The sequence below is a fragment of the Halomonas sp. M1 genome (assembly GCF_029581375.1).
Lineage (GTDB): Bacteria > Pseudomonadota > Gammaproteobacteria > Pseudomonadales > Halomonadaceae > Vreelandella.
The window spans coordinates 2,531,278-2,555,757 of record NZ_CP121119.1 but is presented as its reverse complement, the minus strand read 5'-3'; the positions used below and the strand labels follow the sequence as shown (position 1 = coordinate 2,555,757).

The 24,480-nt window shown below is 53.1% G+C and carries 18 protein-coding genes, 2 tRNA genes and 3 rRNA genes; 11 read left to right on the top strand and 12 right to left on the bottom strand.

Going from position 1 to position 24,480, the window contains the following annotated elements:
* Positions 1 to 7: 7 nt before the first annotated feature.
* Genes P8S54_RS11785 through flgB form a run of 3 tightly spaced genes read right to left on the bottom strand, consistent with a single transcriptional unit; the run spans position 8 to position 1,561 of the window.
* Positions 8 to 697 carry a flagellar hook assembly protein FlgD gene (locus P8S54_RS11785; protein ID WP_281441902.1) on the bottom strand — a complete coding sequence of 230 codons (690 nt, stop codon included), beginning with the start codon at positions 695 to 697 and terminating at the stop codon, positions 8 to 10.
* Between the two features lie 2 nt (positions 698 to 699).
* Positions 700 to 1,110 (bottom strand): flagellar basal body rod protein FlgC, encoded by a 411-nt coding sequence (gene flgC / locus P8S54_RS11780; protein ID WP_009097838.1) that lies wholly within the window; start codon positions 1,108 to 1,110, stop codon positions 700 to 702.
* A gap of 25 nt (positions 1,111 to 1,135) precedes the next feature.
* The gene (gene flgB, locus P8S54_RS11775; protein ID WP_281441901.1) at positions 1,136 to 1,561 is read right to left on the bottom strand and encodes a flagellar basal body rod protein FlgB; all 426 of its coding nucleotides are present in this window, start codon (positions 1,559 to 1,561) and stop codon (positions 1,136 to 1,138) included.
* A gap of 194 nt (positions 1,562 to 1,755) precedes the next feature.
* Here flgB and flgA point away from each other — a divergent pair, with 194 nt between their 5' ends.
* The 4 genes from flgA to P8S54_RS11755 all read left to right on the top strand — a co-directional run bounded on the left by flgA (position 1,756) and on the right by P8S54_RS11755 (position 4,112).
* A complete protein-coding gene (flgA, locus tag P8S54_RS11770; protein ID WP_281441900.1) occupies positions 1,756 to 2,472 on the top strand; it encodes a flagellar basal body P-ring formation chaperone FlgA in 717 nt (238 codons plus the stop codon).
* 85 nt (positions 2,473 to 2,557) lie between these two features.
* Complete coding sequence (gene flgM, locus P8S54_RS11765) at positions 2,558 to 2,824, top strand: flagellar biosynthesis anti-sigma factor FlgM (RefSeq protein ID WP_281441899.1); 267 nt, start codon at positions 2,558 to 2,560, stop codon at positions 2,822 to 2,824.
* 10 nt (positions 2,825 to 2,834) lie between these two features.
* Positions 2,835 to 3,284 carry a flagellar protein FlgN gene (locus tag P8S54_RS11760; protein WP_009097847.1) on the top strand — a complete coding sequence of 150 codons (450 nt, stop codon included), beginning with the start codon at positions 2,835 to 2,837 and terminating at the stop codon, positions 3,282 to 3,284.
* Between the two features lie 87 nt (positions 3,285 to 3,371).
* Positions 3,372 to 4,112 (top strand): SDR family NAD(P)-dependent oxidoreductase, encoded by a 741-nt coding sequence (locus P8S54_RS11755; protein WP_281441898.1) that lies wholly within the window; start codon positions 3,372 to 3,374, stop codon positions 4,110 to 4,112.
* Between the two features lie 106 nt (positions 4,113 to 4,218).
* Here P8S54_RS11755 and rrf read toward each other — a convergent pair.
* The 6 genes from rrf to lldD all read right to left on the bottom strand — a co-directional run bounded on the left by rrf (position 4,219) and on the right by lldD (position 11,171).
* Positions 4,219 to 4,334 (bottom strand): 5S ribosomal RNA (gene rrf / locus P8S54_RS11750).
* A gap of 115 nt (positions 4,335 to 4,449) precedes the next feature.
* A 23S ribosomal RNA gene (locus tag P8S54_RS11745) occupies positions 4,450 to 7,336 on the bottom strand.
* A gap of 266 nt (positions 7,337 to 7,602) precedes the next feature.
* Positions 7,603 to 7,678 (bottom strand) — tRNA-Ala (locus P8S54_RS11740).
* Between the two features lie 111 nt (positions 7,679 to 7,789).
* Positions 7,790 to 7,866 (bottom strand) — tRNA-Ile (locus P8S54_RS11735).
* 85 nt (positions 7,867 to 7,951) lie between these two features.
* Positions 7,952 to 9,481, bottom strand: a 16S ribosomal RNA gene (locus P8S54_RS11730).
* Together the 16S, 23S and 5S rRNA genes with 2 tRNA genes alongside form the textbook arrangement of a ribosomal RNA operon.
* Before the next feature lie 538 nt (positions 9,482 to 10,019).
* Positions 10,020 to 11,171, bottom strand: a complete 1,152-nt coding sequence (gene lldD / locus P8S54_RS11725) for an FMN-dependent L-lactate dehydrogenase LldD (protein ID WP_281441897.1) — start codon at positions 11,169 to 11,171, stop codon at positions 10,020 to 10,022.
* 296 nt (positions 11,172 to 11,467) lie between these two features.
* Between lldD and P8S54_RS11720 the strand changes: the two genes are divergently transcribed.
* Genes P8S54_RS11720 through P8S54_RS11710 form a run of 3 tightly spaced genes read left to right on the top strand, consistent with a single transcriptional unit; the run spans position 11,468 to position 15,520 of the window.
* Complete coding sequence (locus P8S54_RS11720; RefSeq protein ID WP_009096629.1) at positions 11,468 to 12,241, top strand: GntR family transcriptional regulator; 774 nt, start codon at positions 11,468 to 11,470, stop codon at positions 12,239 to 12,241.
* A complete protein-coding gene (locus P8S54_RS11715) occupies positions 12,238 to 14,145 on the top strand; it encodes an ATP-binding protein (protein ID WP_281441896.1) in 1,908 nt (635 codons plus the stop codon). The genes P8S54_RS11720 and P8S54_RS11715 overlap by 4 nt, the downstream gene beginning before the upstream one ends.
* On the top strand, positions 14,138 to 15,520 hold the full coding sequence (locus P8S54_RS11710; protein WP_281441895.1) for a sigma-54 dependent transcriptional regulator: 1,383 nt from the start codon (positions 14,138 to 14,140) through the stop codon (positions 15,518 to 15,520). Before P8S54_RS11715 ends, P8S54_RS11710 begins: the two co-directional genes overlap by 8 nt.
* Here the strand turns inward: P8S54_RS11710 and P8S54_RS11705 are convergent.
* The 3 genes from P8S54_RS11705 to P8S54_RS11695 all read right to left on the bottom strand — a co-directional run bounded on the left by P8S54_RS11705 (position 15,496) and on the right by P8S54_RS11695 (position 18,196).
* A complete protein-coding gene (locus tag P8S54_RS11705; RefSeq protein WP_281441894.1) occupies positions 15,496 to 16,167 on the bottom strand; it encodes a metal-dependent hydrolase in 672 nt (223 codons plus the stop codon). The two genes, P8S54_RS11710 and P8S54_RS11705, sit on opposite strands and share 25 nt — an antisense overlap.
* Before the next feature lie 103 nt (positions 16,168 to 16,270).
* The gene (locus P8S54_RS11700; RefSeq protein ID WP_009096622.1) at positions 16,271 to 16,816 is read right to left on the bottom strand and encodes a gamma carbonic anhydrase family protein; all 546 of its coding nucleotides are present in this window, start codon (positions 16,814 to 16,816) and stop codon (positions 16,271 to 16,273) included.
* 39 nt (positions 16,817 to 16,855) lie between these two features.
* Entirely contained in the window at positions 16,856 to 18,196 is a 1,341-nt protein-coding gene (locus P8S54_RS11695; RefSeq protein WP_281441893.1) for a sodium-dependent transporter, read from the bottom strand.
* A gap of 167 nt (positions 18,197 to 18,363) precedes the next feature.
* Here P8S54_RS11695 and prlC point away from each other — a divergent pair, with 167 nt between their 5' ends.
* The 4 genes from prlC to P8S54_RS11675 all read left to right on the top strand — a co-directional run bounded on the left by prlC (position 18,364) and on the right by P8S54_RS11675 (position 24,442).
* A complete protein-coding gene (gene prlC / locus P8S54_RS11690) occupies positions 18,364 to 20,409 on the top strand; it encodes an oligopeptidase A (RefSeq protein WP_281441892.1) in 2,046 nt (681 codons plus the stop codon).
* Between the two features lie 61 nt (positions 20,410 to 20,470).
* Positions 20,471 to 20,719, top strand: coding sequence for a YheV family putative zinc ribbon protein (locus tag P8S54_RS11685; RefSeq protein ID WP_281441891.1), 249 nt, complete (start codon positions 20,471 to 20,473; stop codon positions 20,717 to 20,719).
* Between the two features lie 392 nt (positions 20,720 to 21,111).
* Entirely contained in the window at positions 21,112 to 22,101 is a 990-nt protein-coding gene (locus tag P8S54_RS11680; protein WP_281441890.1) for a TAXI family TRAP transporter solute-binding subunit, read from the top strand.
* 136 nt (positions 22,102 to 22,237) lie between these two features.
* Positions 22,238 to 24,442 (top strand): TRAP transporter fused permease subunit, encoded by a 2,205-nt coding sequence (locus P8S54_RS11675; protein WP_281441889.1) that lies wholly within the window; start codon positions 22,238 to 22,240, stop codon positions 24,440 to 24,442.
* Positions 24,443 to 24,480: the final 38 nt, after the last annotated feature.

Sequence of the window (24,480 nt, the reverse complement as noted above, 5' to 3'; positions counted from 1 at the left end):
TCAATAATTAAAGAATCTGTTTAATCTGTTCGAGCGTGACTTGGCCATAAACAGCCCCAAGGTCTAACCGCACATCACTGCCTTTTGTTCCAGGCGTTACGCCTTGTACCAACGCATAATTGAGTGCAGTGGTTTCTACAGCCTTGCCCTCCGCATCAGTGGCTTTATAGCTAACGCGGTACGCTCCTTCAGGCACAGCTTCTCCGCTGTTGGTTAACCCACCCCAACTGAAAGACTCTACCCCTGCGGAAACTGAACCTAAGTTTTTGGTATAAACTACTTCCCCAGACCTACTGGTTATCATTACTTCTACATTTTCAGCGGGCTTGGCTAATTCAATACCAAATGGCGTTGCATAGGAGCCAGATTCAGCATCAGCGCTTACCATGACATTATTACCAGGCACCAATACGGCTTTATCAATAAGGCCTGCTGCTTGTAGGGATTTAGCGGCATCCATTTGCTGAGTAATGCCGTTGAGCGTCGTGTTTAACTCTTCAATGCCACTCACGGTATTAATTTGAGCAAGCTGGGATGTCATCTCAGCATTATCCATTGGGTTCAATGGATCTTGATTTTGTAGCTGAGTAATTAATAATGTCATAAAGCTTTCACGCAGCTCTTGTGACTGACGTGCAGGCATCCCACCAGAGCCACCGCTATTGACACTATTGATAACACTCGAATCAATATTCATAGTTATCCTTCACCCAATGAGAGTGTCTGCATCATCATCTGCTTTGTTGTGTTGAAAACTTCAACATTGGCCTGATACGAACGCGATGCAGAGATCATATTGACCATTTCATGCACGGGTTCAACATTAGGCTTAGCAACGTAGCCCTCTTCATCGGCCGCCGGATGGTTCGGCATATATACCAAGCGTAGGGGTGAGTCGTCTTCCACCACCTCCGTCACGCGAACACCGCCAACGCCGTAGCGGTTATTCTGCGCCTGGGCTTGGAACATGACTTGCTTGGCCCGGTAGGTTTCCCCATCTGGCCCAGCAATACTGTCAGCATTGGCCATGTTGCTAGCGGTAACATTCATACGCTGCGCTTGGGCGCTCATAGCGGAACCCGCAATATCAAACGCTGAAAACATCGACATAGCTTATTCTTCTCCTGTAACTCGGTTATTCAGGCTGCATCGCGTTTTTCAGCCCTTGAATGCGGCTGTTCGTAATCGTCAGTGCGGCTTGGTAACGAACGGCATTATCGGCAAACTGGGTACGCTCTCGATCCATATCGACCGTATTACCGTCTAGACTTGGCTGATCCGGGATGCGATACAACAGGTCAGAGCTGCCGGCGCCACGCCAGGCGGGCCCTTGGCCAGAAAGGTGGCGTTCGGATGTTCGTGACAATGCAACACCGCCGCTCTGCTGCGCAGAGCCGTTGCCTACTGCTTTTTTAAGCTCGGCCGCAAAGTCGATATCCCGTGCTTTGTAATTGGGCGTATCGGCATTGGCTATGTTCGCGGCCAGCACATCGTGCCGTTCGCGCCGTAAATTCAGTGCCTGCTGGTGGTAATTAAAGGCGGAACTAAGTTGGTCAATCATGCCGTCCCTCGCTCGCTGAGAGGCAAAAAATAAATCGGAAATTATTGATGATGAATAATAGGCGTTGCTAAGTCAGCCTAAAGCATGGAACAGCTGCTGTTTACACCAGCATTTCGCATGATGCCTAGGAGGCTTTTGCACTACACTTTCTAGTCGATGTTTATCATCAGCCTTTAAGATTGAGCGATTCGCACATGCCCAGCCCCTCGCGTCCAGCATTACGCTGTTTGGCAGTTTTAAAACGTCTTCTATATGTCTGTTTTGTCACCTTTTTTACATCTCTCCAGGCGCAGGCTAACGACCAGGAGCTGGTAGATGTTGTACAGCAGTTTCTTTATAACCATTCTCATGCGCTGGGGCAGGAAGTTGTTATCGACATCTCCCCACCCTCGCCCCACCTTCCGGCCTGCGTAGCACCCGAGCCTTTTTTCCCTAATGCGAACCAAACACCTATTGGGCGTGTCTCTGTGGGTGTGCGGTGTGGTGAAGGGCGGCGCCAGGTGCGCTATATTCAGGCTCAGATTGATATCATTGGTAGTTATTCAGTCGCTAGGCACGATATCGAACGCGGCACACTGATTACCAGCGATATGTTGAGCCAGCGTGAAGGTAATCTTGGTGACTTGGCGGCTCAAGCGCTCACTGAGCAAAATGATATTATTGGCATGATCGCTCAACGGCCTATCCGTAGTGGTAGCACTTTCCATGCCCACTATCTACAAGCGCCCCATCTAGTTGAAAGGGGACAGCGCGTTACTGTTATCGCACAAGGGTCGGGCTTTCGTGTATCCCGCGAAGGCGAGGCAATGGCTAATGGCGCCCAAGGTGAACGTATTAGGGTACGCTTCGATACCCGCGAAATGGTGACAGCGCGCGTGGTTGGGCAAGGCGTACTAATAGTGGATTTTTAACGCAGCGCCTAAAGTCTTCTCTATACCGGCCGATAGTTAATATCACAGCGCATGCCGCCCCAACGTTGACGATGAGGCAAACAACGTGAAAATTGACAATATCAATCCGCTGCTTCGCTCAAATCAAGCCCAGCAGCGTGATGACGTACAGAAAGTAAGTGGAGCCAAACCGGTAGAGGCAGCTAGCGCGGCTAAAGAGTCTACGCAGCTTAGCCAATCTCGTGTTGATAGCTCTCAAGATATTGATATGGCAAAAGTGCAGGAAATTCGCGACGCTATTCGAGAAGGCCGTTTAGAAATACGTGCTGAACGCATCGCTGATGGCTTAATTGCTAATTTAAACGAGTCTTAAGAGGCGAACCATGAGCCTTGTACGCTTACTCAATGACCAGCAAAACCGCCTTGATGAACTCGTCGCTCTGCTATCTAGTGAGCAAGCACAGCTGACTAAAGGCGATATTGACGGCGATGCGCTGACTGACATTGCGCACACCAAACAAGCGCTGCTTGGCGAGCTGGAGCGTATTGAGGTAGTGCGCCGCTCAGTACAAAAACGGCTAGGCTATGATGATGGTGCGGCTGGCGCCCTTGCAGCGGCGACTGACGCTAATTGCAAAGCTGCTTGGGAAAGCCTACTGGATAAAAGTGAGCGTGTTGCTCGTATGAACGAGCTGACAGGCCAAATGCTTACGCTGCGCATGAAACACAACCAGCAAATGCTGGATTACATTCGGCAAATTGCTGAAAAGACCCTGTATAAGCCTGATGGGCGTAACAATGCTCAACCAGGACGTATTAATGCCTCTGCTTAAGTTTTATACCCTCAGCAATGCCTAGACAATAACTGTACAGCGCGCTTCAATGAGAACCATATTGTTCTCCCTTTCTGGAGCGTATTTATGCTTTCCCATCTTCCAAAAGATTTTACAGCCGTTGTTACTGGCGCCAGTGGTGGTATTGGTAGCGCAATGGTTAACGCGCTGCTGGCATCAGAGAAAACTGGTGAAGTCATTGCCATCAGCCGCTCTTTCTTAGCATCTGATCATCCACGCCTAAAATCACTTATTGCAGATATAACTACCGAGCACGGCAGGTCAGTTGTTGCCCAGCAAGTAAGCGGACGCCCAGTCCACTTCTTATTCAATGCAATAGGCACTCTTCACGACGATAGCCACGGTCTACAGCCTGAGAAACGCCTTGAACAGCTTGATGCAGCTTCTCTTAATCATGTAATGCATATTAATGCAGCTACCCCTGCGCTATTAATTGCAGCTCTTAAGCCATCATTACAAGGCTCACATCCAGCGATCATCGCTAGCCTCTCCGCTCGTGTTGGCTCGATTACCGATAACGGTTACGGGGGCTGGTATAGCTATCGAGCCAGTAAAGCGGCCCATAATATGCTTATGAAAACGGCCTCAATTGAGCTGACTAGACTTAACAAGCAATCCATAGTGCTATGCTTACACCCAGGCACTACCGACACTGCTCTTTCAAAACCCTTTCAAGCCCGCGTACCCAATGACAAATTATTCACGCCTGACTTCGTTGCAGAGCAACTATTGAAGGTTATTTCCCAACGCACCCCAGAAGACACCGGCAGTTTTTGGGATTGGGCGGGTGAAGCCATTGAGTGGTGAGGTGTGGCATTCCCGACTCACGATTCTCCCTTCCCCCTTCTTTTTTACCCCTCGCGCATAAAAAAATCCCCCAAGGCATCAGCCCTGGGGGATTTTTTATATAAGTGCCTGACGATGACCTACTCTCGCATGGGGAGACCCCACACTACCATCGGCGCTAAGCGGTTTCACTGCTGAGTTCGGCAAGGGATCAGGTGGTTCACGCTCGCTATGGTCGTCAGGCGTAACTGGCGATGTATATCATGCTGACGTGTTTGTGTGCGTCTCTATCAAGCCCTGGGCTTGATGCGCGTATCCGGTTCTCGTTACTACGACGACCAGACCCCTTGGGTGTTATAGGGTCAAGCCTCACGGGCCATTAGTACACGTTAGCTCAACGCCTTGCAGCGCTTCCACACCGTGCCTATCAACCAGCTGGTCTCGCTGGGCCCTTTAGGAGGATCAAGTCCTCGGGGATGTCTCATCTTGAAGGGGGCTTCCCGCTTAGATGCTTTCAGCGGTTATCCTGTCCGACCATAGCTACCCGGCAATGCCACTGGCGTGACAACCGGAACACCAGAGGGTCGTCCACTCCGGTCCTCTCGTACTAGGAGCAGCTCTTCTCAAACATCCAACGCCCACGGCAGATAGGGACCGAACTGTCTCACGACGTTCTAAACCCAGCTCGCGTACCACTTTAAATGGCGAACAGCCATACCCTTGGGACCGACTTCAGCCCCAGGATGTGATGAGCCGACATCGAGGTGCCAAACACCGCCGTCGATGTGAACTCTTGGGCGGTATCAGCCTGTTATCCCCGGAGTACCTTTTATCCGTTGAGCGATGGCCCTTCCATACAGAACCACCGGATCACTAGAACCTGCTTTCGCACCTGCTCGACGTGTCTGTCTCGCAGTCAAGCACCCTTATGCTCTTGCACTCACTGCACGATGTCCGACCGTGCTGAGGGTACCTTCGTGCTCCTCCGTTACTCTTTGGGAGGAGACCGCCCAGTCAAACTACCCACCACACACTGTCCTCGATCCGGATAACGGACCTGAGTGAGAACGCCAATGATGCCAGGCTGGTATTTCAAGGTTGGCTCCACTCGAACTGGCGTCCGGGTTTCAAAGCCTCCCAGCTATCCTACACAGGCAACATCAGCGTCCAGTGTGAAGCTATAGTAAAGGTTCACGGGGTCTTTCCGTCTAGCCGCGGGTACACCGCATCTTCACGGCGATTTCAATTTCACTGAGTCTCGGGTGGAGACAGCGTGGCCATCATTACGCCATTCGTGCAGGTCGGAACTTACCCGACAAGGAATTTCGCTACCTTAGGACCGTTATAGTTACGGCCGCCGTTTACCGGGGCTTCAATCAAGAGCTTCGTCCGAGGACTAACACCATCATTTAACCTTCCGGCACCGGGCAGGCGTCACACCCTATACGTCCTCTTACGAGTTAGCAGAGTGCTGTGTTTTTACTAAACAGTTGCAGCCACCTGGTATCTTCGACCGGTTCGGGCTTAGAGAGCAAGTCTCATCACCCTACGCCGGCGTGCCTTCTCCCGAAGTTACGGCACCATTTTGCCTAGTTCCTTCACCCGAGTTCTCTCAAGCGCCTTGGGATCTCACCCTGACCACCTGTGTCGGTTTGGGGTACGGTCGCACATGATCTGAAGCTTAGAGGCTTTTCCTGGAAGCGTGGCATCAGTGACTTCCTGACCGTGGTCAGTTCATCTCGTGTCTCGGCTTTAAGGTGCCGGATTTTCCTAGCACCTCGGCCTACTCACTTTCACCAGGACAACCAACGCCTGGCTCACCTAGCCTTCTCCGTCCCCCCATCGCAATCATGTCCGGTACGGGAATATTGACCCGTTTCCCATCGACTACGCCTTTCGGCCTCGCCTTAGGGGCCGACTCACTCTGCTCCGATTAGCGTCGAACAGAAACCCTTGGTCTTCCGGCGAGGGAGTTTTTCACTCCCTTTATCGTTACTCATGTCAGCATTCGCACTCGTGATACCTCCAGCGAACTTCTCAATTCACCTTCATCGGCTTACACGACGCTCCTCTACCGCTCATTCCTAAGAATGAACCCGTAGCTTCGGTACCTGGTTTAGCCCCGTTACATCTTCCGCGCAGGCCGACTCGACTAGTGAGCTATTACGCTTTCTTTAAAGGATGGCTGCTTCTAAGCCAACCTCCTAGCTGTCTGAGCCTTCCCACATCGTTTCCCACTTAACCAGGATTTGGGGACCTTAGCTGACGGTCTGGGTTGTTTCCCTTTTCACGACGGACGTTAGCACCCGCCGTGTGTCTCCCACGCTGTACTCACCGGTATTCGGAGTTTGCCTCGGGTTGGTAAGTCGGGATGACCCCCTAGCCGAAACAGTGCTCTGCCCCGGCGGTAATACGTGAGGCGCTACCTAAATAGCTTTCGAGGAGAACCAGCTATCTCCGAGCTTGATTAGCCTTTCACTCCGATCCACAAGTCATCCAAATCTTTTTCAACAGATCCTGGTTCGGGCCTCCAGTTGATGTTACTCAACCTTCACCCTGCTCATGGATAGATCGCTCGGTTTCGGGTCTATATCCAGCGACTGTGTCGCCCAGTTAAGACTCGGTTTCCCTACGGCTCCCCTAAACGGTTAACCTCGCCACTGAATATAAGTCGCTGACCCATTATACAAAAGGTACGCAGTCACAGAACAAGTCTGCTCCTACTGCTTGTACGCACACGGTTTCAGGATCTATTTCACTCCCCTCTCCGGGGTTCTTTTCGCCTTTCCCTCACGGTACTGGTTCACTATCGGTCAGCCAGGAGTATTTAGCCTTGGAGGATGGTCCCCCGTCTTCAGTCAAGGTTTCTCGTGCCCCGACCTACTCGATTTCACATGATCAGATTTTCGACTACGGGGCTATCACCCGCTACGGCCGCGCTTCCCAGCGCGTTCGTCTAATCAGTCACATGCTTAAGGGCTGGTCCCCGTTCGCTCGCCGCTACTAGGGGAATCTCGGTTGATTTCTTTTCCTCAGGGTACTTAGATGTTTCAGTTCCCCTGGTTCGCCTCTTACGCCTATATATTCAGCGTAAGATACTCAGCTTATGCTGAGTGGGTTTCCCCATTCAGAAATGCCCGGGTCACAGGTTGTTTGCCACCTCGCCGAGCCTTATCGCAGGCTACCACGTCTTTCATCGCCTCTGGCTGCCTAGGCATCCACCGTGTGCGCTTAATTGCTTGACCCTATAACCCGAAGGAGTCTGGGGTTCGCAATAATAACGATTGCCGGATACGCTTGAGACGTATCACAAAACAATTACGTATAAACACTTCTACGAAGTGTTTATGTCAGCATGATATACATTGTTAAAGAGCAGCTGTTCAATGAACAGTGATAAAGCAGTATGTTAAAACAACGTGTTAAAACACAGTGACTTATCAGTGGTCACGAAACATTCACAAACGGACATTAAAGTACGATAAAACAATATGTACAAAACAGCACATAATGGTGGAGCCAAGCGGGATCGAACCGCTGACCTCCTGCGTGCAAGGCAGGCGCTCTCCCAGCTGAGCTATGGCCCCATTGTTTTTGCTGACCTTACCTCTTGCCATTAATTTCTGTGAGACAAGGCAAAATGCGACAACGTATAGCCTGCTATACGAGGGGCATTTTAACGCAGTATCGCAGGAATTTGGTGGGTCTGGGCAGACTTGAACTGCCGACCTCACCCTTATCAGGGGTGCGCTCTAACCAACTGAGCTACAGACCCAAGAGGGGATCGTGCTTAAACCGTTTGCTCTATATCTGATCAGGTAATTCATTGTGAGCGCTTACCGCGAGGATAATGCATCGTTTAAGGAGGTGATCCAGCCGCAGGTTCCCCTACGGCTACCTTGTTACGACTTCACCCCAGTCATGAACCACACCGTGGTGATCGCCCTCTTGCGTTAGGCTAACCACTTCTGGTGCAGTCCACTCCCATGGTGTGACGGGCGGTGTGTACAAGGCCCGGGAACGTATTCACCGTGACATTCTGATTCACGATTACTAGCGATTCCGACTTCACGGAGTCGAGTTGCAGACTCCGATCCGGACTGAGACCGGCTTTTCGGGATTAGCGCACTCTCGCGAGTTGGCAACCCTTTGTACCGGCCATTGTAGCACGTGTGTAGCCCTACTCGTAAGGGCCATGATGACTTGACGTCGTCCCCACCTTCCTCCGGTTTGTCACCGGCAGTCTCCTTAGAGTTCCCGCCATTACGCGCTGGCAAATAAGGACAAGGGTTGCGCTCGTTACGGGACTTAACCCAACATTTCACAACACGAGCTGACGACAGCCATGCAGCACCTGTCTCTGCGTTCCCGAAGGCACCAAGTGATCTCTCACAAGTTCGCAGGATGTCAAGAGTAGGTAAGGTTCTTCGCGTTGCATCGAATTAAACCACATGCTCCACCGCTTGTGCGGGCCCCCGTCAATTCATTTGAGTTTTAACCTTGCGGCCGTACTCCCCAGGCGGTCGACTTATCGCGTTAACTTCGCCACAAAGTGCGCTAGGCACCCAACGGCTGGTCGACATCGTTTACGGCGTGGACTACCAGGGTATCTAATCCTGTTTGCTACCCACGCTTTCGCACCTCAGTGTCAGTGTCAGTCCAGAAGGCCGCCTTCGCCACTGGTATTCCTCCCGATCTCTACGCATTTCACCGCTACACCGGGAATTCTACCTTCCTCTCCTGCACTCTAGCTTGACAGTTCCGGATGCCGTTCCCAGGTTGAGCCCGGGGCTTTCACAACCGGCTTATCAAGCCACCTACGCGCGCTTTACGCCCAGTAATTCCGATTAACGCTTGCACCCTCCGTATTACCGCGGCTGCTGGCACGGAGTTAGCCGGTGCTTCTTCTGCGAGTGATGTCTTTCCTAGGGGTATCAACCCTAGGCGTTCTTCCTCGCTGAAAGTGCTTTACAACCCGAGGGCCTTCTTCACACACGCGGCATGGCTGGATCAGGGTTTCCCCATTGTCCAATATTCCCCACTGCTGCCTCCCGTAGGAGTTCGGGCCGTGTCTCAGTCCCGATGTGGCTGATCATCCTCTCAGACCAGCTACGGATCGTTGCCTTGGTGAGCCATTACCTCACCAACTAGCTAATCCGACATAGGCTCATCCAATAGCGGGAGCCGAAGCCCCCTTTCTCCCGTAGGACGTATGCGGTATTAGCCTGGGTTTCCCCAGGTTATCCCCCACTATCGGGCAGATTCCTATGCATTACTCACCCGTCCGCCGCTCGTCAGCATCTAGCAAGCTAGATCTGTTACCGCTCGACTTGCATGTGTTAGGCCTGCCGCCAGCGTTCAATCTGAGCCATGATCAAACTCTTCAGTTTAAAATCATTGTGATGCTTACTCGTTACTTAAGGACTAGCCGAAAGCAACAAAAGCGCATCAAACTTGGCTCAAGGTTCAAACGAATTCATTTCAATTTTACATTGTCATGACCGCTTGCCTTGATATTTGGTGATTTATCACCCTCATCGGCAAGCGCCCACATGAATTACCTGATCAAATTGTTAAAGAGCGTTTCGCTAACATAACCGGCTTGCCGTTGAACTGGCTTGCCTCAGCGAGGAAGGCGTATTCTACGCACTTCCTGGTGGTTGTCAACCGCTGTTTTCAGTGACTGAATTCAGCAAACGAGGCGAGCCACACAACCGCTCTAACCTACTGACAAACCGAAGGTTTTCACCTTCATTCACCGCTGGTAACGCTTGGCGTCCCCGGCAGCGGATGCGTACTTTACGGATTCGCTGCCGGCTTGGCAAGGGCTATTTTGAAAATGCTCGATAATTAAGCTCACTTCGCTCCCATAGCTGAGGTGAGCAACCTCTTAACACTACTCTTCCTTGTATCTCTTGCTATAACACGCTAGATATCGCGCAGCGAACCCGACACCAGCGAATCCGAACTAATGTCAGCGATGCTGCGCGCCCCGGTAAGCGTCATCGCAACCCGCATCTCCTTGTCGAACAACTCTAGAAGATGAGTAACGCCCGCTTCCCCGGCTGTAGCAAGTGCATAAATAAAGGCACGGCCAATGAGAGCGGTATCAGCACCCAGGGCAATCATTCTTACAACATCAAGCCCATTACGCACGCCAGAATCCGCGAGAATGGTCAAATCGCCCTTCACTGCATCAGCAATAGCGGGCAGTGCCCGCGCAGTAGAAGGAACACCATCGAGCTGGCGGCCACCATGATTAGAAACAACGATACCATCAGCGCCAAAGCGAACCGCATCACGGGCATCTTCCGCATCGAGTATGCCCTTAATGATCATCGGCCCATCCCATTGCTCGCGAATCCAATCCAAGTCCTTCCACGAAATAGAGGGGTCAAAGTTATCACCCAGCCAGGCTATATAGTCCTCAAGCTCCGTTGGCTGGCCTCGATAATCAGACACGTTACCCAGGTCATGCGGGCGACCATGAACACCTACATCCCAAGCCCAAAGGGGGTGCAGCGCGGCCTGCAGCATACGCCTCATAGGCCCGCTCTTACCGCTCATACCTGAATGAGCATCGCGATAACGTGCGCCTGGCACAGGCATATCGACGGTAAAGACCAGTGTTTTAACACCTGCCGCCTTAGCACGTTCCAGCACGTGCTTCATAAAGCCCCGATCCTTCAATACATAAAGCTGGAACCAAATGGGCCGATCCACCGCCGCTGCGACTTCAGCAATAGGACATACTGATACAGTAGAAAGCGTAAACGGTATACCTTTCTTAGTCGCCGCCCGTGCCGCCTGAACCTCGCCACGCCTAGCGTACATTCCTGTTAGCCCCACCGGCGCCAAGGCAAGAGGCATCGCCATTTTTTCACCAAACAGCTCGGTTTCGAGTGATAGCGAAGACATGTCCTTCAGCACGCGTTGCCGCAACGCGACACCCGCTAGATCCTCAACATTACGCCGCAGAGTATGCTCTGCGTACGACCCGCCATCGGCATAGTGGAAAAGAAAGGGAGGGATACGGCGCTTGGCAGCTTGGCGGTAGTCCGTAGGTGCTGAAATGATCATGGCAGGCCCTATGCAATAAATAGATGCGCTATTTATAAATGGTCATCGAAGCGTCGGTGTTAAGCGCCTCAGATTAGAATTGGTTTTACCAATTTACAAAAATTTAGACTCAACATTAGTGAGACACCGTAGTCGTGTCAAACCAGTATCGTGCTCCAGAGCGTCTTTCGACCATATACTTTAGTTTAAAATCAAATAAACGGTACAATTAGCCATCAACTAGCTAGCCATTTACTGTTGAGACAAACCGCCAAAGCCCTTATTATTGGTCTTACCAATTACGGGGGCTTTTACCAATGACTTACCCACCGCTCCGCCAGCAGCGCTTAGCCGATGTAATTACTGAGCGTCTTGAGGCTATGATCCTTGAAGGCAGCTTAAAACCCGGCCAACGCTTGCCACCCGAGCGGGAGCTGGCGGAGCGATTTGGGGTGTCTCGCCCCTCGCTGCGGGAAGCCATTCAAAAACTTGCGGCCCGTGGACTGCTTACCAGCCGCCAGGGAGGCGGCACGTTTGTAAACGAAACACTTAATAACGGTTATACAGATCCGCTATTAGAGATGATGTCTCGCCATAACGAGTTTCATCTTGACCTGCTGGAGTTTCGCGACGCCATGGAGGGCATTTCTGCTTACTATGCCGCGCTACGCTCGACGCCTGCAGATAAAGCCGTCTTAATTCAGCGCTTTGAAGAACTTGATGGCGGCTTTGTAGGCACCAACCCCGCTCAGGAAGCCAAGCTAGATGCCGCCTTCCATCTTGCGATTGCAGAAGCCGCTCATAACGTCCTGCTATTACATACAATTCGTGGGATTTTCCATCTGTTAGAGCAGAGCATTGTCGATAATTTAGCGCACCTGTTTGCTAAACCTGACTCCCGCACCCAACTGATGAAGCAGCACCGCGCACTGCTGGATGCAATTTTAGAGGGGCGGGCAGAAGATGCCCGTGCCCGCGCCCATGAACACTTGGTATATGTTGAAGAAGGGCTACTGGAAATGGCCCGCGCTGAAACCCGCGCTCAGCGAGCACTACGTCGTGCCCAAGGCACCAGCAGCACGCCCGCATGACTAGCCAGCCGCTACGTTGGCGTTTGATGTGGCTGATAGCGATCCCTCTGGGCCTGGTTCTCTGCATGTGGCAAGCCGCGCTGTTTGCTCGTGATCAAGCGCTGAGTAATCTACAGGACGACGCAGAAAATGAGCTGCGCTTGTCAGCGGCTAACCTTAATGGCTACCTGCTGCGCTACGACTACCTGCCGCAAATGCTCGCCACCCGGGAGGGCATTCAGCGCTTTCTTGCCTCTCCAGACAACCAAGACCCAATGCCGCTCAACCTGCTACTTGATCGCTTCCGCTTCACAGCAGGGGTGTCAGATATCTATCTGCTAGATCGAAACGCCGATACCATCGCCGCGAGTAACTGGCACCGCCCTAATACGTTTATCGGCCAAAATTACGCCTTTCGCAGCTACTACACGGACGCTATTAAAGGCGGCCAGGGGCGCTTTTACGGTCTCGGCGTTCAATCCCTTGAGCGCGGCTACTACTTTTCCTCTCCGGTCTGGCTAGACGATACGTCGCCCGATGCACAGCCCGACGGCGTGCTAGTCATTAAAGTACTGCTGGATGATGTCGAAGCCAGCTGGGCCGAGCAGGACGCAGAACTGCTGGTTACTGACAGCGACAACATCATCTTTATGGCCAGCCACTCGGCGCTACGCATGAGTGCACTTCATCCCCTTAGCGATGAAGAGCGTGACGCATTAAGAGCCACGCGGCGCTATGCCATGGAACCATTGGCACCTTCCGGCATTGAAATCGACATGCCCTACGAGCCTGATAGCTATCTCGTCAGCTTTTCACATGGGCCGCTTAGCGGTGAGCGCTACTTAAGTCTCACACGCCCCATTCCTGAATTTGGCTGGCAAATGCACATTTTAAAACCCCTAACCCCAGTCATTAGCGCACAATGGATCGCCGCCCTGATGGCCGGCGGGCTTTACGGCATTGTGGCCCTTGGCGGTGGCATTGGTTGGCAGCGCTTGCGATTACGCCGAGAGCGTGAGGCGTTTGCTGAACGTGAGCGACAAACTCTAGCCCGAGTACGCGATGAGCTTGAAGTGAGCGTTGAGCGTCGCACCCGAGACCTCGTCGCCAGCAACCAGCGCTTATCCGATGAGATTGAAGAACGCCGCCGAGCTGAGGCAAGCCTGCGTCAAACCCAAGATGAACTGATTCAAGCAGCCAAACTTGCCGTGCTCGGCCAACTAGCCGCGGGTATTAATCACGAGCTCAACCAGCCTTTAGCAGCCATTCGCGCCTACGCTGAAAATGCTCGGCGGTTTATTGAGCTTGCTCGGGTTGAAAAAGCCGATGCCAACCTAGAACAAATTGTCGAGCTTACTCAACGGATGGCTGACATTAGCGCCCAATTACGGCAGTTCTCCCGCAAAAGCAGCGAGCGGCAGGAGACCATCTCCGTGCAGGCATGCATTGAATACGCCTTACGCCTGTTTCACAGCCGTTTGAAAGAGGGTAGCGTCCAGGTGCAACAGCACTGGCCGGAAGAAACACTTTGGGTAAACGCCGACTTAGTGCGCCTGGAGCAGGTGCTGGTTAACCTTATTGGCAATGCGCTGCAGGCCATGAAAGAGACCTCATCGCCAATACTCATGCTTAGCGCTGAGGTGATCAGAGAGCAGGTGGTCATCAGCGTCGCCGATAATGGCCCCGGCATTGCCACGCAACATATAGGGCAGATTTTTGAGCCCTTTTTTACCACCAAAGCGCCGGGCAGCGGATTAGGGCTGGGACTTTCCATCTCCTCACGTATTATGGACGACCTGGGAGGCAAACTGCAGGCCAGCAACCACACGACTGGCGGCGCATGCTTCACTGTCACACTGCCATACTCGTCGCCTCCTGACTCGTTTACGGCCCCAAAAGTGAAGGAGAATAATAACCATGCATGAGCCGTCGACGCTGCCGGTGATGGTGATTGACGACGAGCCGCACCTGCGTATCACCGCCAGCCAAACCTTAGAGCTTGCCGGTTATACGCCCTACTGCTTTGAGTCCGCCGAACAAGCGCTTGCTGCGCTGCCTGATGACTTTCCTGGGGTCATTGTGAGCGATATTCGCATGCCTGGAATGGACGGTATGGCCCTGCTGCATGAGCTACACAGCCGCGACGCCACGCTGCCGATTATTCTTATTACCGGTCACGGCGACATTTCGACCGCCGTAGAAGCCATGCGTGCAGGTGCCTGGGACTTTCTAGAAAAGCCCTTCGCGGGCGATCAGTTATTGGATGTGGTTAGGCGCGGGATTGAAAAGCGCCAGCTAAGCCTCGAAAACTTACGCCTTAAAGCGGAGCTTGAAGTTCAGCAAGCCGCTCTTGGCCCTCGGCTTGTTGGGCGTACACCGATCATTTCTCGCCTTGCCGCAATGATTCAGCGCATCAGCCAAGTAGAAGCTGATGTGCTACTGTTTGGTGAAACCGGCACCGGAAAAGACCTGGTCGCCCGAGCAATTCACGAACGCAGCGCCCGGCGCAACAGCCCCTTTATGGCGATCAACTGCGGCGCAGTGCCAGAAAACACCATTGAATCAGAGCTCTTCGGCCATGAGAAAGGCGCCTTCACAGGGGCGGTAGAGCGGCGAATTGGTAAGTTTGAGCACGCTAACGGCGGCACCGTCTTTTTGGATGAAATTGAGTCCATGCCCTTGGCACTACAAGTTAAGCTGCTACGGGTTCTTCAGGAGCGTTGCGTGGAGCGGCTAGGCGCCAACGAGGCAGTGCCACTCAATATTCGCGTGATTGCCGCCACCAAAGTCGACCTTAAAGCTGCCGCTGAGGAGGGTCGCTTTCGCGAAGACCTCTACTACCGACTAAACGTTGTCACCCTACCGCTACCAGCCCTGCGCGAAAGGCGAGAAGACATTCCCCTACTGTTTCAACACTTTGCCGTGGTAGCCGCTAACCGCAGCGGGCTTGAAGCTCCCATGCTGGATAGTCACGCCATTGCCGCCCTATTGGCCCACGACTGGCCTGGCAATGTGCGTGAACTACGTAACTTGGCCGAGCGCTATGTACTGCTGGGGGCAGCGTTTGACTACCGCCTCGATGCCCTGCTGGAGGGTGTCGCCGCCGACACTCAAGAGCCAACGCTGCCCCGCCAAGTAGAGCTGTTTGAAAAAAGCTTGATTAGCCAGTCACTAGCACGCCACCAAGGGCGGGTTACCGATGTTTGCCACCATCTGGGTATTCCCCGTAAAACGTTTTACGACAAGCTTAAAAAGCACGGTTTAAACGCTGGTGACTACCGCCACAATAGCGAGCCTTGATGGAACAGCTCCGCTAACACTCCCCAGGGCGGTGCCCAGGGCACCAGGGTGAGCATCGCAATCAACATTAATAGGTTGGAAAGCGGACGGCGGCTATCGCCCAGCTTTAGCGCGGTACCAAAAGAGCGCTTTAACCGCGCGCCTTCCAGGTCAACACTAAACAGCTCATCCAGCCCCAGGTGAATGATAAACCCCAGCAGCACCGCTGCCCCGTGACACCATGCCAGCCAAGCCGGCTGGGCAAGCAAGTGGTAACTAAGCGCCGCCGTGGCCAGGGCACACAGCCCCGCGGCCATCAGCGAATGCCAGATCCCCCGATGCACCGTGAAACGTGAAAACAGCACTGCGGCTAAATAGCGTACACAGAAATAGATTCCGCCACAGGCCACCAGCAGTAACCCGGGCGTTAGCCAAGGCTGCAGCAGCAGTACGCCAAGCACCAGCGAAGGCACCGAAAGTAGATTAAAAATCAACCGAATAGAGCGTGAACGGTCGGCGTCGATATCCGGCAAAATGCCGCCAAAAGCGACCAACGCCACGACCAGCAGTGCCTGATTAGCGGGCCACCATTGAGCCTGCCAGCCCGCGTAGGCCAGTACCATACCGCCCGCTGCTGCCACCGAAATATGCGTGCGAAAATTAGCCATAGCGCGGCACCCTAGAAAACTGGATAAATTAACAGATTTCCAGCTGCCGCAACATCATTGCGTTAGAAAAAAGAGTGGTTAGCCAACTGCTTAGGCCTCTCGGTTAACCCGCAGCCTGAGCAAGAAACGACTCTTTTAACTTTACATAGTTACCTGCGGTGTAGGGGAAAAAAGCGCGCTCTTTATCTTTCAGCGGGCGCAGCGCTTTAGCAGGATTACCGGCATACACATAGCCACTTTCAAGGCGTTTCCCCGGCGTGACCACCGCGCCAGCGGCAATAATTACTTCATCTTCCACCACCGCACCATCCATCACAATGGCGCCCATACCCACCAGAATACGGTTGCCCAGGGTGCAGCCGTGTAAAATCGCCTTGTGGCCAATGGTCACATCATCGCCAATGATGAGCGGAAAGCCATCAGGGTTGAAATCGCTGGCATGGGTGATATGCAACACGCTGCCATCCTGCACGCTTGTCCGCGCGCCAATACGTATCCGGTGCATATCGCCACGGATGACGGTCATCGGCCACACCGAGCAGTCATCTCCCAGCACCACATCGCCAATCACGACGCTCGCAGGGTCGACATACACACGCTCGCCAAGTTGCGGCGAAACGCCTTGATAAGTTCGTAGGGCACTGCTCATGGTTATCTCCTTAACGCAATAATGGTGCCGGAAAAAGCACTATAGCAATCCACCCAGCAGGACAATAAACGTCAGTGGAATCGATACCCAGCGGACGATGGTACGCCATAATAAATAACCCCGCCCCCCCATTCCCAGCGCGCTTACAGCACGCGCTTGAGGCATCACCCATGCTGCAAAAATCGCTATGAACAGCCCACCGATGGGTAAGAAGATATCGGGAGGAATACTGCTTACCAGCTCAAATACATTACGCCTAAATAGCGGTTTAAACTCTGCCAAGGTTGAGAACGAGAACGCCGATAGCAGGCCAATCAGCCATACGCTTAGCGCCACCACTGCGGTTGACACGCTACGCCGCCAGCCAAGGCCCTGCAGTGTGGCCACCATCGGCTCAGCGAGGTTAATCGCTGATGTCCAGGTCGCCAGTAACAGCAGTAGGAAAAACACGCTCAACCACAGCGAACCCCAGGGCAGCTCAGAAAACGCAATGGGTAGCGTGACAAACATTAGCCCTGGGCCATCAGCTGGGTCCATCCCCTGGGCAAACACCACCGAAAAAATTGCAATGCCCGCTAGCAAGGCCACACTAATGTCCAGCACGGCAACTGCGAAGGCAGCCTTGGGCAGGCTTTGGTCATCGGGCATGTAGGCGCCATACGCCATTAAGGCACAAGCTCCAACGGCAAGGGTGAAAAAGGCGTGGCCCATCGCATGCAGCACAACACTGGCCGTAACATCCCCAAATGAAGGCAAGAATAGCCAGGAGAGCGCCGTGCCAAAGCCGTCGGTCGTTGTCGCATAGGCGGCCAATAGCAGCAGTAACCCATATAAAAGCGGCATCAGCAGATTATTTAACCGCTCCAGACCTTTCGCGACGCCTGCGGCGACTACGGTCATGGTCATAAACAGAAATAGCGAGTGATTAAAAATTAACAGCCCAGGGTTTGCCAAAAAGGCATCAAACCCGGCCCCGACTTCCGCCGCGCTTGCCCCCGCAAAATTACCATTTATCGACGTGACTAAGAACTCAATCGACCAACCCGAGACCACCGAATAAAACGACAAAATACAAAATACCGTAAAGGCGCCAAACAGCCCTAACCAACGCCAATGGCGCGAAGCCCCCGCCTCGGCGGCGAGCGCACCAAGCGCTTGCATAGGGCCACGTCGACCTGCCCGGCCGATTAAAATTTCCGCCATCATCACCGGAATACCCAGCAACAGCACAAAAGCGATATAGATCAGTAAAAAAGCAGCGCCGCCGTTTTCACCCGCCACGTAGGGAAAGCGCCAGATATTGCCTAACCCAACCGCTGCCCCGGTTACCGCTAAGATAAAGGCCCGCTTCGACCCCCAGCGCTCTAGCGTTTCACTCATTACATGCTCCTGCCATTGGTGGCACTAAAAGGCGGCAAGACTAGCAGGCGCTTTCGTCCAGGCCAAACCTTGCTATTGAAAGAACGCCTCACTGCCCACACTGTGTCATCATTATCGCGCGTTTTACGCGCTCCTTAACGTTTTAAAACGATGCCATCGAGGTGCCTATGTCCCGCAATCCGCTGCTAGAGAGCCACGAGCTTCCCCCTTTCGCTGAGATTCGCGCCGAACACGTGGTGCCCGCCGTAGAAACACTGCTCAGTGAAAGCCGTGAAGCGATCGATCGCCTTGCCCAACAGGCGGCTAGCACACCACCCACTTGGGAAAACTTTGCGGCACCGCTTGAAGCCGTGAATGATCGACTTTCTCAGGCTTGGTCGCCGGTTTCGCACCTTAATGGCACGATGAATACCCCCGAGCTGCGCGAAGCTTACCAAGCCTGCTTGGAGCAGCTTTCTGCATTCGGCACTTGGGTCGGCCAGCACGAAGGGCTGTTTCATGGCTGGCAAGCACTAAAAGAGAAGCACTGGTCACAGCTTGATACCGCCCAGCAGCGCACGGTCGACAATGCCCTACGCGACTTTCGCTTGGCCGGCGTTGACCTGCCCGCTGATCAAAAAGCCCGCTATGGCGAGATTCAGTCCCGTCTCTCAACGCTTTCCAATCAGTTTTCCAACAATGTCCTGGATGCCACCCAGGCCTGGCACAAAGACATTGAAAACCAAAATGAGCTGACCGGCGTACCGGAAAGCGCGCTTGATACGCTTAAGGCCGCCGCTGAAGCAAAAGGCGTTACGGGTTATCGTATAACCCTTGATTTTCCCAGCTTTTTTCCTATTGTCAGCTATGCCGATAACCGCGAACTACGCCGCGAAGTCTACACCGCCTTTGTTACCCGCGCCTCGGATCAAGGCCCGGATGCCGGTAAGTTCGACAATGCGCCAATTCTGGAAGAGATCCTGGGCCTGCGCCATGAGCTATCCGAACTACTAGGCTTTGATACCTACGCCGATTACTCGCTAACGACCAAAATGGCGGACTCCCCCGAGCAAGTGCTTGCGTTCTTAAACGACCTTGCCCGCCGCGCAGCTCCCCAGGCGAAAGAAGAGTTTGCCGAGCTAAGCACCTACGCCCGCGACGAGCTTGAGATCGACACTCTTGAGCCATGGGACGTGGCTTACGTGAGCGAAAAACTGCGTGAAGCGCGCCATGCTATTTCCCAGGAACAGCTGCGCCCCTACTTTTCCGCGCCTCGCGTAGTAGACGGGCTCTTCCAGGTCGTCGAGCGTCTCTTCGGCGTTCAGATTAAGGAAGACAGCGCGGCACCGAGCTACCACAGCGATGTGCGTTTCTTTCGGATTACCGAACAAGGCAACCCTATTGCGGGCTTTTACCTTGACCTGTACGCCAGGGAAGGAAAGCGCGGCGGCGCCTGGATGGCCGACTGCCGAGTACGCCGCCAAACTGACAACGGCCTACAGTTACCCGTTGCTTTTTTGACCTGTAACTTCACCTCGCCAGTAGGCGGCAAGCCTGCGCTGCTCACCCACGATGAAGTGACGACGCTATTTCATGAGTTTGGTCACGGCCTGCACCACATGCTGACCAAACAGAAAATTGCCGATGTTTCTGGGATTAACGGCGTTGCCTGGGATGCGGTTGAACTACCTAGCCAGTTTATGGAGAACTACTGCTGGGAGCGCGAAGGATTAGACCTGCTCGCCAAACATGTTGAGAGCAATGAACCGCTGCCCTCAGAACTGCTTGAGCGGCTACAAGCAGCTAAAAACTTCCAGTCAGCGATGGGCATGGTGCGACAAATCGAATTTTCGCTCTTCGATTTACGCCTCCACCATGAGCTAAAAGCCCCAAGTGCTAACGATGTTCAGGCATTAATTGACGAAGTGCGTAGCACCACGTCGGTGGTGCCCGTGGTCGCTTTTAACCGCTTCCAGAACAGCTTTGGGCATATTTTCGCCGGTGGCTATGCGGCGGGCTACTACAGCTATAAATGGGCCGAAGTGCTCTCCGCCGATGCCTGGAGCGCTTTTGAAGAGGCCGGTATTTTCGACCCTGAGACCGGCCAACGCTTCCGGCAGGAAATTTTGGAACAGGGCGGTGCCCGTGATGCCGCAGAGCTATTCCGCAGCTTCCGTGGCCGAGAACCAAGCGTTGAACCGCTGCTGCGCCATAGCGGTATTCGCGCCGCCTAGCCCTCTTACTGTAATGACCCAGCGCGACGGCCCCACCGCCGTTGCGCCATAGGAGCTTATTATGTCGAGCATCAAACGTTTTATAGCCGGTGTGACCTGCCCACGCTGCGCGGCGATGGACCGGATCCGTGCCTGGGAGCAAAACAGCATCCGCTACCGAGAGTGCGTAAGCTGTGATTTTTTCGAACAGTTGCCCATTGATGATGAAACAGCACCGGAGCTAACCACCCGTGTTAACCAAGTGCGTGACGAGCAGAAAGTTCAAGATATTCAGCCCGTCCGTATTCTCGACCCTGGCAAGAAAAGCTAACAACGCCTAGGTCTACCTGGCCCTTTCTTTATCTGAGTGTCTACTTTTTCAGGGGCACTCCACTCACTCCTCACTCCTCACTCCTCACTCCTCACTCCTCACTCCTCACTCCTCACTCCTCACTCCTCACTCCTCACTCCTCACTCTCTAAAGTGTGCGAAAAACCACACGCTCCGCCACCCATTGCGTGCGTAAAACCAGACGCAACGCGCTATTACCGTATCTACCAAAGTTTAATAAAAAACAAGCAAGTGATTGTTTCTTATTAAATAAAAATTAACTGGCACAACTCTCGCTACTATCTAGCTGCATATCTGCTTCAAGCAGTATCAACTGGCCGTACCCATACGACCGTCAGTACATAATCCCAATAACAGCTAGGAATTCTCGCCATGCGTAATTTGATGCCTAAGTCTTTCGCCCTACTAGCCGGTGGCGCACTTATCGCTGCTACCGCCCATGCTGAAGTTGATCGCGATGGCTGGCCATCCAGCTTCACTATTGGTACTGCTAGCCAAGGTGGCACTTTCTACATCTACGGCTCTGGCTGGGCAAACCTGATTGCAGACCAGCTTGGTGACATTACCGGCGGCGGTGAAGTGACCGGTGGCCCCACTCAAAACTTAGCGCTTGTTCACAACGGCGACTTAGCATTCGGCATGACCACCATGGGTCCTGCTGCAGACGCAATGAACGGCGAAAGCCCGCTGGCGCCCGGCGTAGTAATGGATAACGCCTGTGCAATGTTCCCCATGTACGAAACGCCGTTCTCCGTTACTGCGCTTGCCAACTCTGGAATCACCTCAATTTCCGATATCCCTGATGGTTCGCGCATTGGTTTTGGTCCTTCAGGCTCAACTTCTGATGTTTACTTCCCGGCTATTCTTGAAGAATTAGGCGTGAACTTTGAGCGACGTAACGGGGGCTGGTCTGACCTCGGTGGTCAATTACAAGACGGTCTTTTAGATGTTATTGCCTTCGCAGCCGGCATTCCGATCCCCGCTGTTAGCCAGCTGGAAGTACAGACTGACGTTAATATCATTGAGTTTACTGAAGAAGAGCAGGCACAAATCATTGACGCCTTCCCGGTGTCTGGCTACATGATCCCAGCCAGTACTTACGAAACGCTGGAAGAAGATGCCCGCGCTGTATCCATGTGGAACTTCGCCATTGCTGCCTGTGACCTGCCGGAAAGCTTTGTTTATGAGGCAACCCGCATCACTATGGAAAACAATGATCGCATGATGTCGGTTCACCGCAGTGCCGAGACGACTATTCCTGAAAATGTCGTTTACAACACCGTTATGCCGTTCCACCCAGGCGCTGCCCGCTGGTTTAACGAAAATGGCTATGAAATTGAAGATGATATGATTAGCCAGTAACAGCCTAAGCTACCTGCGCGAAAGGGCCGGCTCCTGTGTTCTCAGGGCCGGCCCTTCCTACACTATCAGTACTTCATAAATTGCTGATCTAGCAACGCTAGTCACGCTGATGTTCCACACCCATGGGTGACGTATCATGAGCAATAACTCCAACAGCCCTAACCCGGCTGCAACTTCCAGCGACTCCGCGGAAGACAAGAACGCTGCAGCGATTTTGGCTGAGGGTGTCGATGAAGAAATTGTCGAACCTAATCGCCGTACTTTTACCGGCTGGCAATGGGCCTTATTTGCTAGCTTAGCTATCATCTATGCCGTGTTTCACTTGGTGACCCTAAACGTCCTGCCAATGGAAACGTGGTCTTATCGTATTATTCACGTTGCTGGTGCGCTAATTCTTGGCTTTGGTTTATTCACCGGCGCCCGCTTTGCCAGCGACGATGCGGCGACCGCACCTATGTGGCAAACGGTATTGAGCTCACTGCTACTGTTGCTGGCTGGCTACGCGTTTTTGCAAACAGTCATCATTTGGCAAACAATCGCCGGTGGCGCAATGCGCATTGAGCCACATATTGAAAAATGGCATTTTGGTTACCCTCTCATTGCTGCAACCGTCGCCGCTATTTTCTTATCGTGGACATATCGTCAGGTGCGTACTAAGTTTGCGCTACCTGATTTGGTTCTAATGGTATGTGCTTTAGCCAGCGCGGGTTATTTCTTGGTGATTTATAACACCCCGCTGCGCATGTCGACCGGCACCTCCTTTGCGCCGATGGGTATTTCTTACTCCGCTATCGCCGGTTCATTGCTTATCCTTGAACTTACCCGTCGAGTGGCTGGCAATGCGCTAGTGATTATTTCAGCTATCTTTCTTGCCTATGTGTTTGGTGGGCCTTACCTACCGGGTTTTTTAAGCTATCCAGGCCTTTCCGTAGGACGCTTTTTCAGCCAGCTTTACACCGATACGGGCGTACTCGGCCAGACCACGGCGGTTTCATCTACGTATATCATCCTATTCATTATTTTTGCTGCTTTCCTACAAGCATCAAAGGTAGGCGACTATTTTGTAAACTTTGCCTTTGCCGCAGCGGGTCGTGCCCGCGGTGGCCCGGCTAAGGTATCTATTTTTGCCTCAGGTTTGATGGGCATGATCAACGGCACATCGGCAGGCAACGTGGTGTCGACTGGCTCACTGACGATCCCGCTGATGAAAAAAGTTGGTTACCCCGGCCGCAGTGCGGGCGCCATTGAAGCCGCAGCATCGACCGGTGGCCAAATCATGCCGCCCATCATGGGGGCAGGCGCCTTTATTATGGCGGAAGTCACCGGTATCCCTTACCGCGAGATTGCCGTCGCTGCGCTTATTCCTGCGGCACTCTATTTCCTGTCTGTTTACTGCATGGTCGACTTTGAAGCCGCTAAGAAAGGCATGCGCGGCATGCGCAAGGATGAAATTCCACAGTTCCGCCGTCTTGTTAAACACGCCTACCTATTCGCCCCGATTATTATTTTGATTGCAGCGCTTTTCATGGGTTACTCGGTGATTCGCGCGGGTACATTAGCCACCGCGTCGGCAGCCGTTGTCAGCTGGATTTCCCCCAATAAAATGGGTATCCGCTCCATTTTGAGAGCCCTGCAATTAGCAGGCACCATGTCGATTCAGATTATCGCGGTGTGTGCCTGTGCAGGCCTAATTGTCGGGGTGATTTCACTGACCGGCGTTGGCGCTCGCTTCTCCTCACTGCTGTTGGGTTTGGCTGGTGTAAGCCAACTGTTGGCTCTGTTCTTTGCTATGTGTATCTCCATTATGCTCGGCATGGGCATGCCCACCACAGCGGCTTATGCGGTGGCTGCATCAGTGGTCGCGCCAGGCTTGATTAATATCGGCATTCAACCGCTGGTGGCACACTTCTTCGTGTTCTACTTTGCCGTTATGTCAGCGATCACCCCGCCGGTGGCACTGGCCTCATACGCAGCGGCGGGTATTTCAGGCGATAACGCGATGGGGACATCAATAGCCTCGTTCAAGATTGGCTTGGCTGCGTTTATCGTGCCGTTCATGTTCTTCTACAGCCCTGCCATGCTGATGGAAGGTAGTCCCATGCAGATTACGCGCGTCGCGATCACTGCGTCACTGGGTATTATCTTACTTGCCGGTGTTGTTCAGGCGTGGTTCTTCGGCCCGGTCAAAACGTGGCAACGCCTAATTATGCTAGTAGGTGCGATGTTTATGATTTATGGCGGCATCTATACCGATGTTGCAGGCCTTGCGATTGGCGCCACGATATTTATCATGCAGCGTAGACTGCATGGTGGGAGCACTAAAACCGCTCAAGCGGGCTAATCGTGAGTAAACAGTGACATTGAATACAAACCAACGCT

Coding starts and splice junctions, on each gene's coding strand:
- prlC (WP_281441892.1), top strand. CDS start 18,364: ATGTCCCGCAATCCGCTGCTAGAGAGCCACGAGCTTCCCCCTTTCGCT.
- lldD (WP_281441897.1), bottom strand. CDS start 11,171: ATGATCATTTCAGCACCTACGGACTACCGCCAAGCTGCCAAGCGCCGT.
- P8S54_RS11760 (WP_009097847.1), top strand. CDS start 2,835: ATGAGCCTTGTACGCTTACTCAATGACCAGCAAAACCGCCTTGATGAA.
- flgC (WP_009097838.1), bottom strand. CDS start 1,110: ATGTCGATGTTTTCAGCGTTTGATATTGCGGGTTCCGCTATGAGCGCC.
- P8S54_RS11685 (WP_281441891.1), top strand. CDS start 20,471: ATGTCGAGCATCAAACGTTTTATAGCCGGTGTGACCTGCCCACGCTGC.
- flgB (WP_281441901.1), bottom strand. CDS start 1,561: ATGATTGACCAACTTAGTTCCGCCTTTAATTACCACCAGCAGGCACTG.
- P8S54_RS11710 (WP_281441895.1), top strand. CDS start 14,138: ATGCATGAGCCGTCGACGCTGCCGGTGATGGTGATTGACGACGAGCCG.
- P8S54_RS11785 (WP_281441902.1), bottom strand. CDS start 697: ATGAATATTGATTCGAGTGTTATCAATAGTGTCAATAGCGGTGGCTCT.
- P8S54_RS11715 (WP_281441896.1), top strand. CDS start 12,238: ATGACTAGCCAGCCGCTACGTTGGCGTTTGATGTGGCTGATAGCGATC.
- P8S54_RS11680 (WP_281441890.1), top strand. CDS start 21,112: ATGCGTAATTTGATGCCTAAGTCTTTCGCCCTACTAGCCGGTGGCGCA.
- P8S54_RS11695 (WP_281441893.1), bottom strand. CDS start 18,196: ATGAGTGAAACGCTAGAGCGCTGGGGGTCGAAGCGGGCCTTTATCTTA.
- P8S54_RS11720 (WP_009096629.1), top strand. CDS start 11,468: ATGACTTACCCACCGCTCCGCCAGCAGCGCTTAGCCGATGTAATTACT.
- P8S54_RS11705 (WP_281441894.1), bottom strand. CDS start 16,167: ATGGCTAATTTTCGCACGCATATTTCGGTGGCAGCAGCGGGCGGTATG.
- P8S54_RS11755 (WP_281441898.1), top strand. CDS start 3,372: ATGCTTTCCCATCTTCCAAAAGATTTTACAGCCGTTGTTACTGGCGCC.
- P8S54_RS11675 (WP_281441889.1), top strand. CDS start 22,238: ATGAGCAATAACTCCAACAGCCCTAACCCGGCTGCAACTTCCAGCGAC.
- flgA (WP_281441900.1), top strand. CDS start 1,756: ATGCCCAGCCCCTCGCGTCCAGCATTACGCTGTTTGGCAGTTTTAAAA.
- P8S54_RS11700 (WP_009096622.1), bottom strand. CDS start 16,816: ATGAGCAGTGCCCTACGAACTTATCAAGGCGTTTCGCCGCAACTTGGC.